This is a genomic window from Pseudothauera rhizosphaerae (assembly GCF_004801305.1).
Taxonomy (GTDB): Bacteria; Pseudomonadota; Gammaproteobacteria; order Burkholderiales; family Rhodocyclaceae; genus Pseudothauera; species Pseudothauera rhizosphaerae.
Map to the genome: position 1 here is coordinate 318,484 of NZ_SSOD01000001.1, position 15,732 is coordinate 334,215.

Consider the following 15,732-nt stretch of genomic DNA (forward strand, 5'->3'; position numbering starts at 1 on the left):
CATGAGGTGGGAGCGGGCTTGCCCGCGATTGCGGCCTGTGGGAGAACGAGCGCCGCATCGCGGGCAAGCCCGCTCCTACGGCCTCGGATTGCCAAGCAGACAGGAACCGCTCACGCCCACCTGATCGGCGCGCCGCCGGGCTCCGCCGCTTCGCCCGTATCCACCACCGGCTCATCCTGCGGATGGGGTTCGGCCGCATAGATCACCAGCAGCCCGGCCGCGTGCAGTTGCTCCGCGACCCGGTGCGGCAGGGCGGCGCCCACCGCCTCGGCGGCCAGGCCGCCGGGACGCACGCCATACACCACCACCAGGTCGCCGTCGGCATGCTGCGCGCGCAGCGTCGCCATCACGTCGGCCCAGCGCGCCAGCGGCGCCGGGCGCAGTTCGGCGACCGGCTTGATGCGCTGCATGGCGGCATGCAGCCGTTCGTCGCCGGCCTGCTGGGCGAACAGCGTCACCGGCGCGCCGAGCTGCTGGGCGAGGCGCTTGACGATGGCGAGCGCGGCGGCGAAGCCCTCTTCCCGCTCGGCATGGGGCGGCAGCGCGAGCAGGATGCGGCGGCAGGTGTTGAGCGGCTCGGTCAGGCGCGCCAGCACCAGCGTGTAATGGCGGTCGCGCAGCAACTGCTCCACCGTGGAGCCGAAGAACAGCTCGTGCGGCGTGGCGCGGCCGCGCCAGCCGATCACCACCTCGGAGCCGCGCAGTTCGCGGCGGGCGTGCAGGATGCCGGTCGCGGTGTTGAAGGCGATGCGGGTCACCGGCTGGGCCGGCACCTCGGCCGCGGACAACTGCCCCACCACGGCTGCCAGCGTGCGCTCGGCCTGGGCCACGTCGGCGGCGCTGTGCGCGCTCTCCTCCACCACCGTGAGCGGGAACACCGGCTGCTGCTGGGCGGGGTCGCGGATCAGCACCGCCAGTTCCAGCAGCGGCCGCGCCGCCGCGGTCGTCGAGCAGGCCACGACGATGCGCTGCGGCGCCACTGCCACCTCCGCCGGCTCCGCGGCGGCGGCCAGCGCAAGGGCGCGGCCGTGGCGGTCCACCATGACCGGCGCCACCACGCAGCTCACCAGGATGGTCAGGATGGCGCCGTTGACCACCGTATCGTCGAACAGCCCGAGGTCGTAGCCCACCATCACCGCGGCCAGCGTGGCCGCGGCCTGCGGCAGGCTGAGGCCGAACACCAGCCGCGCCTGGTCGCGGCTGTAGCCCAGCACCGGGCGCGTGGCTTCGGCGGCGAGCCACTTGGTGACCAGGATGGTGACCACCATGGCGATGGCGACCAGCCAGGCGCGCAGGCCGCCGAGGAAGATGCCCAGGTCGAGCAGCATGCCGACCGAGAGCAGGAAGAAGGGGATGAAAAGGGCCTCGCCGGTGAACTGGATGCGGTTCATCAGCGTGCCGTGGTGGGGGATCAGGCGGTTGAAGGCCAGCCCGGCGAGGAAGGCGCCGACGATGGGCTCGGAACCCGCCACGTGGGACAGCGCGGCGATGGCGAACACCGTGGCGAGCACGAACACGAACTGGGCCACGCCGTCGTGGGCCACGTTGCGGAAGAACCAGCGCGCGACGATGGGCAGGCCGATCAGGATGGCGCCGACGTAGACGGCCAGGCTGAACGCCAGCCTGTACCAGAACAGATCGTCCACCTCGCCGCGCGTGGAACTGGCGATGACCGCGAGCACCAGCAGCGCCAGGGTGTCGGTGATGATGGTGCCGCCCACCGCCGTGGTCACCGCCTGGTTGCGGGTTATCCCCAGGCGGCTGGCGATGGGATAGGTGAGCAGGGTGTGCGAGGAGAAGGTGCTGGCGAGGAGTATCGCCGCCGGCCAGTCGAAGCCGAGCAGCACGCGCGCGACGAACAGGCCGATGCCGATCGGAATGCTGAAGGTGAGCAGGCCGAAGGCCACGCTGTGCAGGCGGTAGCGCTTGAGCACCGCCATGTCGATCTCGAGCGCGGCGGTGAACATGATGTACAGCAGCCCCACGGTGCCGAACAGCACGAAGGACTGGTCGCGCGCCAGCACGCCCAGGGCGTTGGGCCCGAGGATGGCGCCGGCCAGCAGCAGCCCGATCATGCCCGGCAACCGCCAGCGCCCCATGACGATGGGGGCGAGCAGGATCAGCGTGGCGACGATGGCGAAAACCAGGACCGGGTTGTTGATCGGCAGGTGGTCGGTCATGGGGCTTTCTGGATGGTTGGGTGGCCGGCGCCGGGCGCCGGCGAAGCCGGAGCGGGGAGTATGCCCGTCCTGCGGCGGCGCAGCAAACGCACGGCACGGACGAAAAAAAGCCCCCGTGCATCCACGGGGGCCGGGTTCAGCCGCGCTCAGCGCTTGGTGTAGATCTGGTCGAAGGTGCCGCCGTCCTCGAAGTGGGTCTTCTGGGCCTTCTGCCAGCCGCCGAAGACGTCGTCGATGTTGATGAGCTTGACATTGACGAACTGCTTGGCGAACTTGGCCGCGACGGCCGGATCGTTCGGACGGTAGAAGTTCTTGCCGGCGATTTCCTGGCCTTCCGGGGAATACAGGTATTCCAGATAGGCCTGGGCGACCTTGCGGGTGCCGTGCTTGTCCACGTTCTTGTCCACGATGGTCACCGGCGGCTCGGCCAGGATGGAGAGCGACGGCACGACGATCTCGAACTTGCCCGGGCCGAGCTCCTTCAGCGCCAGGAAGGCTTCGTTTTCCCAGGACAGGAACACGTCGCCGATGCCGCGCTCGACGAAGGTGGTCGTGGAACCGCGCGCGCCGGAGTCCAGCACCGGGACGTTGGCGTAGATCTGGCGGACGAATTCCTTGGCCTTCTCCTCGGTGCCGCCCGGCTGCGCGAGGGCGTAGGCCCAGGCCGCCAGGTAGTTCCAGCGCGCGCCGCCGGAAGTCTTCGGGTTCGGGGTGATCACGCTCACGCCCGGCTTCACCAGGTCGTTCCAGTCCTTGATGTTCTTCGGGTTGTCCTTGCGCACCAGGAAAACGATGGTCGAGGTGTAGGGCGAGGAGTTGTGGGGCAGGCGCTTCTGCCAGTCGGCGGGGAAGAGCTTGGCCTTCTCGGCAATGGCGTCGATGTCGTAGGCCAGGGCCAGGGTCACCACGTCGGCTTCCAGGCCGTCGATGACCGAGCGCGCCTGCTTGCCGGCGCCGCCGTGGGACTGCTTGATGGTGACGTTCTCGCCGGTCTGGGCCTTCCAGTGCTTGGCGAAGGCCTCGTTGAACTCCTTGTAGAGCTCGCGCGTGGGGTCGTAGGAGACGTTGAGCAGTTCGGTCTGCGCGTGGGCGGCCGAGAACGGCAGCGCCAGGGCGAGCGCGGCGCCGGCGATCAGCGTCTTGAGACGGAAGGGGGTGTGCATGACGATTCCTCGCTGGTTATAAGTGAGGACGAATTTAGGGGCGACCCGGTTATAACTGAAATAACAAAATCTGCATTGCTTATCCGCCTGCCCGACAAGCCGCTTAGCAGAAAAACTGCGAAGCAACGTAGAAAACCTCACAAGCACACCATCCCCATCCAGCCTGCCGGCAGCAGTTTGTAACGCATTGATGTGCAAAAGCTAATCTGCAAAAACGCGGATAAAAACGGCTTCTGTGCCGATCTATATACCCATTTAGTAATATCAAAATTACAGATTAGTGCTTCAAGTTATTTTTGCGCTGCAATACCCTCCGCACATCCGTCTTGATGGAGCACCTGTCTACATGAACACCCGATCCCTCACCCTGCGCAGCCTGCTGGCCGCCGCCATCGCCTCCCTGTCCTTCGGCGCCGCCGCCCAGAGCACGCTGCTCAACGCCTCCTACGACGTCTCGCGCGAGCTCTACAAGGACGTGAACCCGGCCTTCGGCGCGGCCTGGAAGGCCAAAACGGGCAAGGACGTCACGGTGAACCAGTCCCACGGCGGTTCCAGCAAGCAGGCCATGTCGGTGGCCGCGGGGCTGGAAGCGGACGTGGTGACCATGAACCAGTCCACCGACATCGACATCCTGGTCGAGCGCGGCGGCCTGGTGGCGGCCGACTGGCGGGATCGCTACCCCCATCAGGCCACGCCCTACACCACCACCTCGGTGTTCCTGGTGCGCAAGGGCAACCCGAAGAACATCAAGGACTGGGCGGACCTGGCCCGTCCCGGCCTGGGCGTGATCGTGCCCAACCCCAAGACCTCCGGCAACGGCCGCTACACCTGGCTCGCCGCCTGGGGCAGCGTGAAGGCCCAGGGCGGCTCGGACGCGGACGCGCAGGCCTTCGTCAGCAAGGTGTTCGCCAACGTGCCAGTGCTGGACGGCGGCGGCCGCGGCGCGACCACCACCTTCACCCAGCGCGACGTGGGCGACGTGCTGGTGACCTTCGAGAACGAGGCGGCGCTGATCGCGCGGGAACTGGGCGCGGACAAGTTCGAGGTGGTGTATCCGTCCATCTCCATCGACGCCAGCGCCCCGGTGGCGGTGGTGGAAAGCGTGGCCGCCAAGCGCGGCACCGCGGCGGAAGCGCGCGCCTACCTGGACTTCCTGTTCTCCGAGGACGGCCAGCGCATCATCGCCAAGCACTACTTCCGCCCCCGCTCCGAGAAGGTGCTGGCCGAGTTCGCCGACCGCTTCCCGCCCATCAAGACCTTCAAGGTGGAGGAACTGCTGGGGCCGTGGAAGGAAGTGCATCCCAAGCACTTCGCCGACGGCGGGCTGTATGACAAGACCGTGGTGAATCGCTGATGAGCGCAGTCGCCGCCTTCTTCAACCCCACCCGGCAGACCCGGGTGTTGCCGGGCTTCGGCCTGTCCATCGGCTACACCCTGGTTTACCTGTCGCTGCTGGTGCTGATCCCGCTCTCCGCGGTGTTCCTGAAGAGCGCCGAACTGAGCCTGGCCCAGTTCTGGGACGTGGTCACGGCGCCGCGCGTGGTGGCGAGCTACAAGCTGTCCTTCGGCGCCTCCCTGCTGGCCGCGGCCATCAACGCGGTGTTCGGCCTGGCGCTGGCGTGGGCGCTGGTGCGCTACAGATTCCCCGGCAAGAAGCTCATCGACGCGCTGGTGGACCTGCCCTTCGCGCTGCCCACGGCGGTGGCCGGCATCGCGCTGACCGCCCTCTACGCCGGCAACGGCTGGGTCGGCAGCCTGCTGGAGCCGCTGGGCATCAAGGTGGCCTTCACCCCGCTGGGCGTACTGGTGGCACTGGTGTTCATCGGCGTGCCCTTCGTGGTGCGCACCGTGCAGCCCATCCTGGAAGACCTGGAAACCGAGCTGGAAGAGGCCGCCGCCAGCCTGGGCGCGCACCGCTGGACCACCTTCCGCCGCGTGATCCTGCCCATTCTCACCCCGGCCCTGCTGACCGGTTTCGCGCTGGCCTTCGCCCGCGCCGTGGGCGAGTACGGCTCGGTGATCTTCATCGCCGGCAACATGCCCATGGTGTCGGAAATCACCCCGCTGATGATCATCACCAAGCTGGAGCAGTACGACTACGTGGGCGCCACCGCGATCGCGGTGGTGATGCTGGTGCTCTCCTTCGTGCTGCTGCTGGTCATCAACCTGCTGCAGGCGTGGAGCGCCAAGGCCACCGGGAGGAACCGCTGATGGCCGTCGCCGGCGTGTTGCACGGGCGCGTGGACGCCCGCCGCTTCGAGACCAATGCCGCCACGCGCGAATCGCCCTGGGTGCGGCGCACCATCCTGGGCGCGGCGCTGGCCTTCTTCGCCCTGTTCCTGCTGCTGCCGCTGGTGGCGGTGTTCTTCGAGGCGCTGCGCAAGGGCTGGGGCACCTACCTCACCGCGCTGTCGGACGCCGATGCGCTGGCGGCGATCAAGCTCACGCTGATCACCGCCCTCGTCGCGGTGCCGCTCAACCTGGTGTTCGGCGTGGCCGCCGCGTGGGCCATCGCCAAGTTCCAGTTCCGCGGCAAGCACTTCCTGACCACGCTGATCGATCTGCCGTTCTCGGTGTCGCCGGTGATCGCGGGCCTGATCTTCGTGCTGCTGTTCGGCGCCCAGGGCTGGTTCGGCGAATGGCTCTCCGCGCACGACATCAAGATCGTTTTCGCGGTGCCGGGCATCGTGCTGGCGACGGTGTTCGTCACCTTCCCCTTCGTCGCCCGCGAGCTGATTCCGCTGATGGAGGCCCAAGGCCGCGAGGAGGAAGAGGCCGCCACGGTGCTGGGCGCCAACGGTTTCCAGACCTTCTGGCGCGTGACCCTGCCCAACATCAAGTGGGGCCTGCTGTACGGGGTGATCCTGTGCAACGCGCGGGCCATGGGCGAGTTCGGCGCGGTGAGCGTGGTGTCCGGCCACATCCGCGGCCTGACCAACACCATGCCGCTGCACGTGGAGATCCTCTACAACGAGTACAACTTCGCCGCCGCCTTCGCGGTGGCCTCCCTGCTGGCCCTGCTGGCGCTGGTGACGCTGGGCCTGAAGACCTTCATCGAATGGAAGGCGAGCCAGGCCGTCAAGGAAACGGATTAAAGGAAACACCCCCGATGAGCATCCAGGTACAGGACATCCACAAGCAGTTCGGCAACTTCACCGCACTGGACCACGTCACGCTGGACTTTCCCACCGGCGAACTGGTGGCCCTGCTGGGCCCCTCCGGCTGCGGCAAGACCACGCTGCTGCGCGTCATCGCCGGGCTGGAGACCGCAGACTCGGGCCGCGTCATCCTGGAAGGGGAGGACGCTTCCGGTACCCATGTGCGCGAACGCCAGGTGGGCTTCGTGTTTCAGCACTACGCCCTGTTCCGCCACATGTCCGTGTTCGAGAACGTGGCCTTCGGCCTGCGGGTGAAGCCGCGCAAGGAGCGCCCCAACGAGGCGGAGATCAGGAAGCGCGTGCATCGCCTGCTGGAACTGGTGCAGCTCGACTGGCTGGCCGACCGCTATCCGTCGCAACTGTCCGGCGGCCAGCGCCAGCGCATCGCGCTCGCCCGCGCGCTGGCGGTGGAACCCCGCGTGCTGCTGCTGGACGAGCCTTTCGGCGCGCTGGACGCCAAGGTGCGCAAGGAACTGCGGCGCTGGCTGCGCCACCTGCACGACGAACTGCACGTGACCTCCATCTTCGTCACCCACGACCAGGAAGAGGCGCTGGAAGTGGCCGACCGCGTGGTGCTGATGAACAAGGGCCGCGTGGAGCAGGTGGGCACGCCGCAGGAAGTGTACGAACACCCGGCCACACCCTTCGTGTACGGCTTCCTGGGCGCGGTGAACCTCTTCCATGGCCGCGTGGACGGCGAGCACGTCCAGGTGGGCGACGCCGTGCTGCCCCACGACGGCCGCGATGCCGACCACGGCGCCGAGGTGGTGGGTTTCGCCCGCCCCCACGAACTGGACATCGTCACCGACCCGGCGGCCACCGCCGGCGTGGCCGCCGTGGTCAGCCGCGTACTGGCCTTCGGCGCCAGCGCGCGGGTGGAACTGGACGCCCTGGAAGGCGCGGCCGAGCGCGGCGAACCGACCCATTACGAAGTCGTCCTGACCCGGGAACGAGTGACCGAACTGGCGCTCACCGAAGGCCAGCAGGTGCGCCTGGTGCCTTCGTCGCTGCGCGTCTTTCCGCGAGAGGCAGCATGAACCTGCAACAGTTGCGCATCGTGCGCGAAACGGTGCGGCGCAACTACAACCTCACCGAGGTCGCGGGGGCGCTGTTCACCGCCCAGTCCGGCGTCTCCAAGCACATCAAGGACCTGGAGGACGAACTCGGCGTGGAGCTCTTCGTGCGCCGCGGCAAGCGCCTGCTGGGGCTCACCGAGCCGGGCAAGGAACTGCTGCCCTTCGTCGAGCGCATTCTGCTCGACACGCACAACATCAAGCGCCTGGGCGAACAGTTCGCGCAGAAGGACAAGGGCCACCTGACCGTGGCCACCACCCACACCCAGGCGCGCTACGCGCTGCCGCCGGTGGTCACGCGCTTCAAGCAGGCCTATCCCAGGGTGCACCTGGAACTGCACCAGGGCGGTCCGCGGGAGATCGTCGCCATGCTGCGCGACGGCCAGGTGGACATCGGCATCGCCACCGAGGCCCTGGGCGACGAGGAAGACCTGGTGAGCTTCCCCTTCTACCAGTGGCAGCACTCGCTGGTGGTGCCGGAAGGGCATCCCCTCACGCGCGAGCCGCGGCTTTCCATCGAGGCGGTCGCCGACTACCCCATCATCACCTACCACGAGGGCTACACCGGACGCGCGCGCATCGACGCGGCCTTCTCCGCGGCCGGGCTGACGCCCGACATCGTCATGTCGGCCCTCGACGCCGACGTGATCAAGGCCTACGTGGAACTGGGCCTGGGCGTGGGCATCATCGCCGCCATGGCCTTCCATCCCCAGCGCGACGCCGGCCTGGTGCTGCTGGACGGCAAGGGCCTGTTCGAACTCAACACCACCCGCATCGCGCTGCGCCGCGGCCACTACCTGCGCGACTACGCGCTGCGCTTCATCGAGTACTGCGCCCCCGAACTGAACGAGGCCAAGATCAAGGCCGCCCTGTTCCCCGCCGTGGCGGAGTGATCCGCCGCGGTGCCCGCAGCTTGTGCCCCGGCACGGCATCCTCCGGCCACAGGAGCGCGGGGAGTGGAAATTGAGAATTCAATTGACAATTTTCACGGCAGATTCCTAGACTCCCCTCATGATTCCCCGCCACGCAGCCCCTCGGCTGGCCGAATTGGCCGGCTACTATCCCATCGTCGCCATCACCGGACCGCGCCAGTCGGGCAAGACCACCCTCGCCCGCGCGGTCTTCGCCGGCAAACCCTACTCCAGCCTGGAAGACCCCGACGTGCGGGCGTTCGCCATGGGCGACCCGCGCGGCTTTCTCGCCCAATACCCGGACGGCGCCATCATCGATGAGGCGCAACGTGTGCCGGAACTGTTCTCCTATCTGCAGACGCGCGTAGACGGAGAACGGCGCATGGGGCTGTTCGTCCTCACCGGCTCACAGCAGTTCGGCCTGATGGAAGGTATCTCCCAATCCCTCGCCGGACGCGTCGGCCTGCTGCATCTGCTGCCTTTCGCCTACGATGAAGTAGGCGCCACGCGGCCGAACGACAGTCTCGAAGACTGGCTATGGCGCGGCTTCTATCCCCCGCTCTTCGACCGCAACATCCCGCCGCACGTATGGTTCGCCGACTACCTCGCCACCTACGTGGAACGGGACGTGCGCCGCCTGCTGCAGGTACGTGACCTGGATGCCTTTCACCGCTTCGTGCTGATGTGCGCCGCGCGCACCGGCCAGTTGCTCAACCTGTCCGCGCTCGCCGCCGATTGCGGCATCACCCACAATACTGCGCAGGCTTGGATCGGCGTGCTCGAAGCCAGCTACCTCGTGCTGCGCCTTGCGCCCTTCCATCGCAATTTCGGCAAGCGCCTGACCAAGACGCCCAAGCTCTATTTTCTCGATGCCGGCTTCGCTGCCTGGCTCGCCGGCGTGCGCGGCGCGGACGAACTGGCGACGGGCAATCTGCGCGGGCCGATCTTCGAAACCTGGGTAGTGAGTGAATTCGCCAAACGCCGCCGCAACGCCCTGCGCGGCGAGGAACTTTACTTCTGGCGCGACACCGCCGGCCACGAGATCGATCTCCTCGTCACCCGCGGCGAACAGGTACTTGCCGCCGTGGAATGCAAGTCGGGCCGCACCGTCGCCGAGGACTGGTTCCCGCCACTTGCGCGCTTCTCCGCGCTGGCGGACAACCCGCGCCGCCTGCTCGTCTACGGCGGCGAATCCGGCCAGCCCCGCACCGAGGCAACCGTGTTCGGCTGGCGCACCATCGGCCAGGCACTCGATTTCGCCTTCGGCTGAACGCCGTCAGCCCGGACACGACACCGATACCAACCAATATCTGCGGGCGCTCAGCGCGCCCGCTCGAAGCAGCGCAGCACCGCCTCCACCGAATCCGCGCCGGCGAGCCGGTCGGCCAGCCCCCGCCCGGCCAGGCGCGCAATCTGCGCCAGCACCAGGCGGCGCCCCGGATCGTCCCGGGGGCCGACCAGCACGATGACCACCTTCAGCGGCCGGCCGTCCGGCGTGTCGTAGGCCAGCGCCTCGTCCAGCACGATCACCGCGGCCGCCGGTTCGGCGCCGGCAACGTAGGCGCACGGCACCGCGACGCCGCCGCCGATGGCGCTGGATACCTCGGCTTCCCGCGCATGCAGCGCCGCGGCCACGTATGCCGCGTCGACGCGCGGGCAGGCATCGGCCAGCCGGCCGGCGGCCAGGTCGAGGACGTCGTCCATACCGGAACCGGTGAGGCCCAACACCACCCGGTCGGGCCGCAGGATGGCGGCCAGCCCGCCCCCGGACGGGGCCGGTGCGCCGACTGCGGGTGGAAAACGCTCGGCCACGAAGGCCCGCACTTCGGCGAGCTGGGCCGCGTCCAGGCCACGGTGGGCAATCTCCAGGAACAGGGACCCGGCCTCCGGCACCCGCTCCACATAGTCGGCCACCAGCGGGCTGATGCGGTGCGCCAGGTCCATCAGCTCGGTCGGCGGCACACCCAGTTCGCGCGCCATCGCGCTCAGGCGCGCGGGCGTGGGGACGGCATCCAGCCCTTTCTCGACCCGGCTCAGGTAGGTGCTGGACACCTTGAGGCGGCGCGCCAGGTCGCGCAGGCTGAGGCCGGAATCGAGACGGATCAGGCGGAGCGTGGCACCGAAATGCATGTCAGGCACTCCGGCCAGCGGAGATCTGCCCGGCCTCCGCGCTGTGCACGGCCAGGATGGATGCCGGGGATTCCGCCAGCGTGCGCCGGCGGAAGCCGAAGCGGCTGCCGGACAGCCCCCAGTCCTCGTGCATGCCGAGGATCACCAGGTCGTAGCCGCGCCGGACCTCGTCGAGCACTGCGGCGGCCGGGGAGGCATGTTCGACCGTGCGCATGCCGGCGGCGACCTCCGGCACGGCCGCGCAGGCCGGGCACGGCTCGGCGTTCTTCCCGCCCCCGGGCGGCGCCACGCACAAGGTCGTGATCCGCACGCCCGGCGCGGCGCCGATGCGGGCGGCCAGGCGCAGGGCCTCCACGTCCGCGGTACTGCCGGCGCAGGCCACCAGCACGCGCTCGATCTTCGTCAGGCCGTGGTCGATCAGCACGCCGACGGTGCCCGGCGCCTGCTCCAGCACTTCGCTGACGGTGCCGCCGAAGCTGCCTTCCAGCAGCAGCGGCTTGTGGGCGCCGAGCAGCACCAGGGATGCCTGCTTGGCGCGCGCGGTGCGGCAGATGTCGGTGGCCGGCTCGGCGGAGACGAAGCTCAGCGGCTTCACCGCGAGGGCAAGCTCGCCGGCCTGGCGCAGGAAGGCCCCGAGCGGCCCCTCGTCGGCATCCTGCTCGTCGCGCAGCACGGCCGAGGGGCGGTCGCTGGGCAGGCGCAGGTGCAATGCATAGACGCGTGCCTGGCGCTGCGCCGCGAGCGCGCCGGCGAGCAGCGCCAGGCCGGGGCCGCGGTCGCTGTGGGACAGGCTGACCATCGCGGTGAAGGGCGCCGCGCCGGCAACTTCGGTCTCCGGCGGCGCGGCCAGGCGGTCGCGCGCCAGTTCGCGGTCCGGGTAGACCAGGGCCAGGACGGGCGTGGTGGTGAAGGTGGTCACCAGCGCCATGACGACCAGCATGGTGAATACCGTCGGCGAGATCACGCCGAGGTCGAGGCCGATGTTGAGCACGATGAGTTCCATCAGCCCGCGCGTGTTCATCAGGATGCCGAGCGCGCTCGCCTCCCGCCAGCGCATGCCGGTGAGCCGCGCGGCGAGAGTGCTGCCGCCGAACTTGCCCAGCGAGGCCACGCCGATCAGGCCCAGGGCGACCAGCCATTCGGCCGGGGTCTGGAGCAGGCCGATCTCGGTGCGCAGGCCGCTGTAGGCGAAGAACAGCGGCAGCAGCAGCACTACCGCGACCGCTTCGAGCTTCTCCGCGAGCATCTCGGCCAGGCGCCCTTCCTTGGGCAGGATGGCGCCGAACAGAAAGGCGCCGAACAGGGCGTGGATGCCGATCATCTCGGTGATCGTGCTGGAAGCGATGAGCAGCAGCAGGATCAGCGCCACCACCGTGGATGTCAGCCCCTCGCGGCTCGCCACGCGCATGCCCAGGCGGCCGAGGAAGGGGCGCACGACCTTGAGCATCAGCGCGATGTAGGCGAGCGCGAGCACGGTGGTCCACAGCGCCTGCTCCAATCCGTGCGCACGCGCCACCGCGACGACGAAGGCGAGCAGGCACCACGCGGTGACGTCGTCCACCGCAGCGCAGGTCATGGTCAGCGCGCCGACCCGGGAGCCGAGCAGGTTGCGTTCGGACAGGATGCGCGCCAGCACCGGGAAGGCGGTCACGCTCATGGCCACGCCGAGGAAAAGCACGAAGGAGACGTAGGACACGCCTTCGGCCGCGTAGGCGTCGTACAGCCACCAGCCGGCCACCGCGCCGAGCGCGAACGGCACCACGATGCTGCTGTGGCTGATGATGACCGAGGCGCGGGCGCGCCCCTGCAACAGGCGGGGGTCGAATTCCAGGCCGACGAGGAACATGAACAGCACCAGGCCGACCTGGCTCAGCATCCGCAGCGCCGGCATCGACTGCTGCGGGAACAGCGTCGCCATGGCCTCCGGCCACAGCCAGCCGAGCAGCGACGGCCCCAGCACGATGCCGGCCAGCACTTCGGCGATCACCAGCGGCTGGCCTATCCACTGCGTCACCACCCCGAGGGAGCGGGACACGAGCAGCACGGCGGCGATCTGCAGCAGCAGCAGGGTGAGGGGGTTGAATTCCAGACTGGGCACGCGGCGTCCTTTTCAGGCCCGCGGCCGGCCTCCGCATGGGGAAGCCGGCCCGGGGCGGTGAAGCGTTAAGTGCTAACTTAACACTTCACCGTAATCCCCTGTCAAGCAGCGCGGCCGGACGCCCGCCCGGCCTTGCCGGCCGCTACGCAGCCTCAGGCCAGCGCCGGATAGTCGGTGTAGCCGTGTTCGCCGCCGCCGTAGAAGGTCCCGGTGTCCCACTCGTTGAGCGGAGCGTTGTCGTGCAGGCGGCGCACCAGGTCGGGGTTGGAGATGAAGGCCTTGCCGAAGGCGACGATGTCCGCGCGCCCCTGCTCCACCGCGGCCAGCGCCAGTTCGCGGTCGTAGCCGTTGTTCACCATCCACGCGCCCTTGCCGCCGGCCCGCTGGTAGGCGGCCCGCAGCGCGGCGTAGTCGAAGGGCTGGTCGCCCTGCTGGAAGTCGCGCTCGCCGCCGGTGGCGCCTTCGATGACGTGTACGTAGGCCAGCGGCCGGCGCGCGAGCTGCTCCACCACGTGGGTGAACAGGGGCTGCGGATTCGGGTCGGAAGCGTCGTTGGCCGGCGTGACCGGCGAGATGCGGATGCCGGTGCGGCCGGCACCGATTTCGCCGGTCACCGCCTCCAGCACCTCCACCAGCAGGCGGGCGCGGTTTTCGATGGAGCCGCCGTAGGCGTCCGTGCGGTGGTTGCTGCCGGAGCGCAGGAACTGGTCGATCAGGTAGCCGTTGGCGGCATGGATTTCCACGCCGTCGAAGCCGGCCTCCAGCGCCGCGCGCGCCGCGCGCCGGTAGTCCTCCACGATGCCGGGGATTTCCTCGATGGCCAGCGCGCGCGGTCCTGAGGTGGGCACGAAGGCGCCGCTGCCGTCCGGGTTGATGATGTAGGTCTTGGTCCTGGCCGTGATCGCCGACGGCGCCACCGGCGCGCCGCCGCCCGGCTGCAGGGAGGTGTGCGACACGCGCCCCACGTGCCAGAGCTGGGTGACGATCCTGCCGCCGGCGGCATGCACCGCCTCGGTGACCCGTTTCCAGCCGGCGATCTGCTCCGGCGCGTAAAGGCCGGGCACGTCGGCATAGCCCTGGCCCTGGTGGCTGATGGCGGTGGCCTCGGAAATCAGCAGGCCGGCGCTGGCGCGCTGGGAATAGTAGGTGGCGGTCAGCGGCGCAGGCACCGCCCCGCGGGCGCGGTTGCGGGTGAGCGGGGCCATGGCGATGCGGTTGGCCAGTTGCAGATCGCCGGCGGCGATCGGATCGAACAGGGTGGGCATGGCAGATTCTCCGTGGCAGGGTGGCAGGGACGGCATCAGAGTTGCTGGCCGATCTGGCGCAGGAACTCGGCGATGATTTCTTCGTTGCGCTTGTAGAACACCCACTGGCCGATGCGCCGGCTGGTGACCAGCCCGGCGCGGGCGAGCACCGCCAGGTGGGCGGACACGGTGGATTGGGACAGCCCGCAGCGCTCGAACCTGCCGGCGCACACGCCGACTTCGAGCGGATACTCCTGGTCGGCGAAGTGCTTCTCCGGCTCCTTCAGCCACTGCAGGATTTCGCGCCGCACCGGGTGGGCGAGCGCCTTGATGACTTCGTCGAGATCCATGTCCGGCAACCGTGTGCATCGTGCCCCCGGGCCGATGCGGCGCAAACGCATCGACTGAAGGCGGATTAAACATCGAATTTTTCCGAACTATAAATCGAATTTCATCGATGCTTATATCTGAAATAGTCGATACCCCCGGCTCCGGTCAACAGGCTTTCACCTCGGTCCCGATCCGGAAAACTGCTTTCCACCCCGTATCCGCAAGAGACCGGCTCTCCCCCTGATTCCACGCCGGATCGGCGCCGCCCGCCGCGCTGGCACGGAAGTTGTACAGCCCAGCGCACCGCATGCCCGCCCCGGCCGGGGCCGAAGGCATCCGCGCCAGGGGAGACGCCTCGATGACCAACACCTTCTACGACCTGCTGCGCCGCCAGGGCATCACCCGGCGCAGCTTCCTGAAGTTCTGCAGCCTCACCGCCACCTCGCTGGGCCTGGGTGCCGCGGCCGCGCCGCGCATCGCCCACGCGCTGGAGAGCAAGCCGCGCACGCCGGTGGTCTGGCTGCACGGCCTGGAATGCACCTGCTGCACCGAGTCCTTCATCCGCTCGGCGCACCCGCTGACCAAGGACGTGGTGCTGTCCATGCTGTCGCTGGACTACGACGACACCATCATGGCCGCCGCCGGCCACCAGGCGGAGGCCGTGCTGGAAGAGGTAAAGGCCAAGTACAAGGGCCGCTACATCCTCGCCGTGGAGGGCAACCCGCCGCTGAACGAGGACGGCATGTACTGCTTCCAGGGCGGCCGGCCCTTCGTGGAGAAGCTGAAGGACATGGCCGCCGACTGCCAGGCCATCATCGCCTGGGGCTCCTGTGCATCCTGGGGCTGCGTGCAGGCCGCCAAGCCCAACCCGACCCGGGCCACGCCGGTGCACAAGGTGATCACCGACAAGCCGGTGATCAAGGTGCCGGGCTGTCCGCCGATTCCCGAGGTGATGACCGCGGTGGTTACCTATCTGCTCACCTTCGAGCGCCTGCCCACGCTGGACCGCATGGGCCGCCCGGCCATGTTCTACGGCCAGCGCATCCACGACAAGTGCTACCGCCGCCCCCACTTCGACGCCGGCCAGTTCGCCGAGAGCTGGGACGACGAGGGCGCGCGCAAGGGCTACTGCCTCTACAAGATGGGCTGCAAGGGCCCCACCACCTACAACGCGTGCTCCACGGTGCGCTGGAACGAGGGCACGTCCTTCCCCATCCAGTCCGGCCACGGCTGCATCGGCTGCTCCGAGGAGGGCTTCTGGGACAAGGGCAGCTTCTACGACCGGGTCACCGACATCAAGCAGTTCGGCATCGAATCCAACGCCGACAAGGTGGGCGCCACGGCGGCGGGCGTGGTCGGCGCCGCGGTGGCCGCCCATGCGGCGGTCACGGCGCTGGCGCGCGCGCGCAACAAGACCGGCATCGCCGTGAAGCAAGGGGAGTGAA

The 15,732-nt window shown here is 68.8% G+C and carries 13 protein-coding genes; 7 read left to right on the forward strand and 6 right to left on the reverse strand.

Annotation, left to right across the window (positions count from 1 at the left end; genetic code table 11):
* Positions 1-110 precede the first annotated feature (110 nt).
* Together E6O51_RS01545 and E6O51_RS01550 are read right to left on the reverse strand one after the other, a co-directional pair.
* Positions 111-2,180, reverse strand: a complete 2,070-nt coding sequence (locus tag E6O51_RS01545) for a cation:proton antiporter (RefSeq protein ID WP_136383205.1) — start codon at positions 2,178-2,180, stop codon at positions 111-113.
* A 146-nt stretch (positions 2,181-2,326) separates the two neighbouring features.
* Entirely contained in the window at positions 2,327-3,343 is a 1,017-nt protein-coding gene (locus tag E6O51_RS01550; RefSeq protein ID WP_136383206.1) for a sulfate ABC transporter substrate-binding protein, read from the reverse strand.
* A gap of 346 nt (positions 3,344-3,689) precedes the next feature.
* Here E6O51_RS01550 and E6O51_RS01555 point away from each other — a divergent pair, with 346 nt between their 5' ends.
* The 6 genes from E6O51_RS01555 (at position 3,690) to E6O51_RS01580 (ending at position 9,755) form a co-directional block, all read left to right on the forward strand.
* Positions 3,690-4,697 carry a sulfate ABC transporter substrate-binding protein gene (locus E6O51_RS01555; RefSeq protein ID WP_136383207.1) on the forward strand — a complete coding sequence of 336 codons (1,008 nt, stop codon included), beginning with the start codon at positions 3,690-3,692 and terminating at the stop codon, positions 4,695-4,697.
* Entirely contained in the window at positions 4,697-5,554 is an 858-nt protein-coding gene (gene cysT, locus E6O51_RS01560; protein WP_136383208.1) for a sulfate ABC transporter permease subunit CysT, read from the forward strand. The genes E6O51_RS01555 and cysT overlap by 1 nt, the downstream gene beginning before the upstream one ends.
* Positions 5,554-6,438, forward strand: coding sequence for a sulfate ABC transporter permease subunit CysW (cysW, locus tag E6O51_RS01565; protein WP_136383209.1), 885 nt, complete (start codon positions 5,554-5,556; stop codon positions 6,436-6,438). The genes cysT and cysW overlap by 1 nt, the downstream gene beginning before the upstream one ends.
* A 14-nt stretch (positions 6,439-6,452) precedes the next feature.
* Positions 6,453-7,538, forward strand: a complete 1,086-nt coding sequence (locus E6O51_RS01570) for a sulfate/molybdate ABC transporter ATP-binding protein (protein ID WP_136383210.1) — start codon at positions 6,453-6,455, stop codon at positions 7,536-7,538.
* Positions 7,535-8,467 carry a CysB family HTH-type transcriptional regulator gene (locus E6O51_RS01575; RefSeq protein ID WP_136383211.1) on the forward strand — a complete coding sequence of 311 codons (933 nt, stop codon included), beginning with the start codon at positions 7,535-7,537 and terminating at the stop codon, positions 8,465-8,467. The genes E6O51_RS01570 and E6O51_RS01575 overlap by 4 nt, the downstream gene beginning before the upstream one ends.
* Positions 8,468-8,585: 118 nt before the next feature.
* Positions 8,586-9,755, forward strand: coding sequence for an ATP-binding protein (locus E6O51_RS01580; protein WP_136383212.1), 1,170 nt, complete (start codon positions 8,586-8,588; stop codon positions 9,753-9,755).
* A gap of 50 nt (positions 9,756-9,805) precedes the next feature.
* Here E6O51_RS01580 and E6O51_RS01585 read toward each other — a convergent pair whose 3' ends face one another.
* The 4 genes from E6O51_RS01585 to E6O51_RS01600 all read right to left on the reverse strand — a co-directional run bounded on the left by E6O51_RS01585 (position 9,806) and on the right by E6O51_RS01600 (position 14,307).
* Positions 9,806-10,615 (reverse strand): helix-turn-helix domain-containing protein, encoded by an 810-nt coding sequence (locus tag E6O51_RS01585; RefSeq protein ID WP_136383213.1) that lies wholly within the window; start codon positions 10,613-10,615, stop codon positions 9,806-9,808.
* Between the two features lies 1 nt (position 10,616).
* Positions 10,617-12,713, reverse strand: a complete 2,097-nt coding sequence (locus E6O51_RS01590) for a cation:proton antiporter domain-containing protein (protein ID WP_211091294.1) — start codon at positions 12,711-12,713, stop codon at positions 10,617-10,619.
* Between the two features lie 152 nt (positions 12,714-12,865).
* On the reverse strand, positions 12,866-13,978 hold the full coding sequence (locus tag E6O51_RS01595; protein WP_136383214.1) for an alkene reductase: 1,113 nt from the start codon (positions 13,976-13,978) through the stop codon (positions 12,866-12,868).
* A 35-nt stretch (positions 13,979-14,013) separates the two neighbouring features.
* Positions 14,014-14,307 (reverse strand): ArsR/SmtB family transcription factor, encoded by a 294-nt coding sequence (locus E6O51_RS01600; protein ID WP_136383215.1) that lies wholly within the window; start codon positions 14,305-14,307, stop codon positions 14,014-14,016.
* Positions 14,308-14,645: 338 nt separating this feature from the next.
* Here E6O51_RS01600 and E6O51_RS01605 point away from each other — a divergent pair, with 338 nt between their 5' ends.
* Entirely contained in the window at positions 14,646-15,731 is a 1,086-nt protein-coding gene (locus E6O51_RS01605) for a hydrogenase small subunit (protein ID WP_136383216.1), read from the forward strand.
* Position 15,732: the final 1 nt, after the last annotated feature.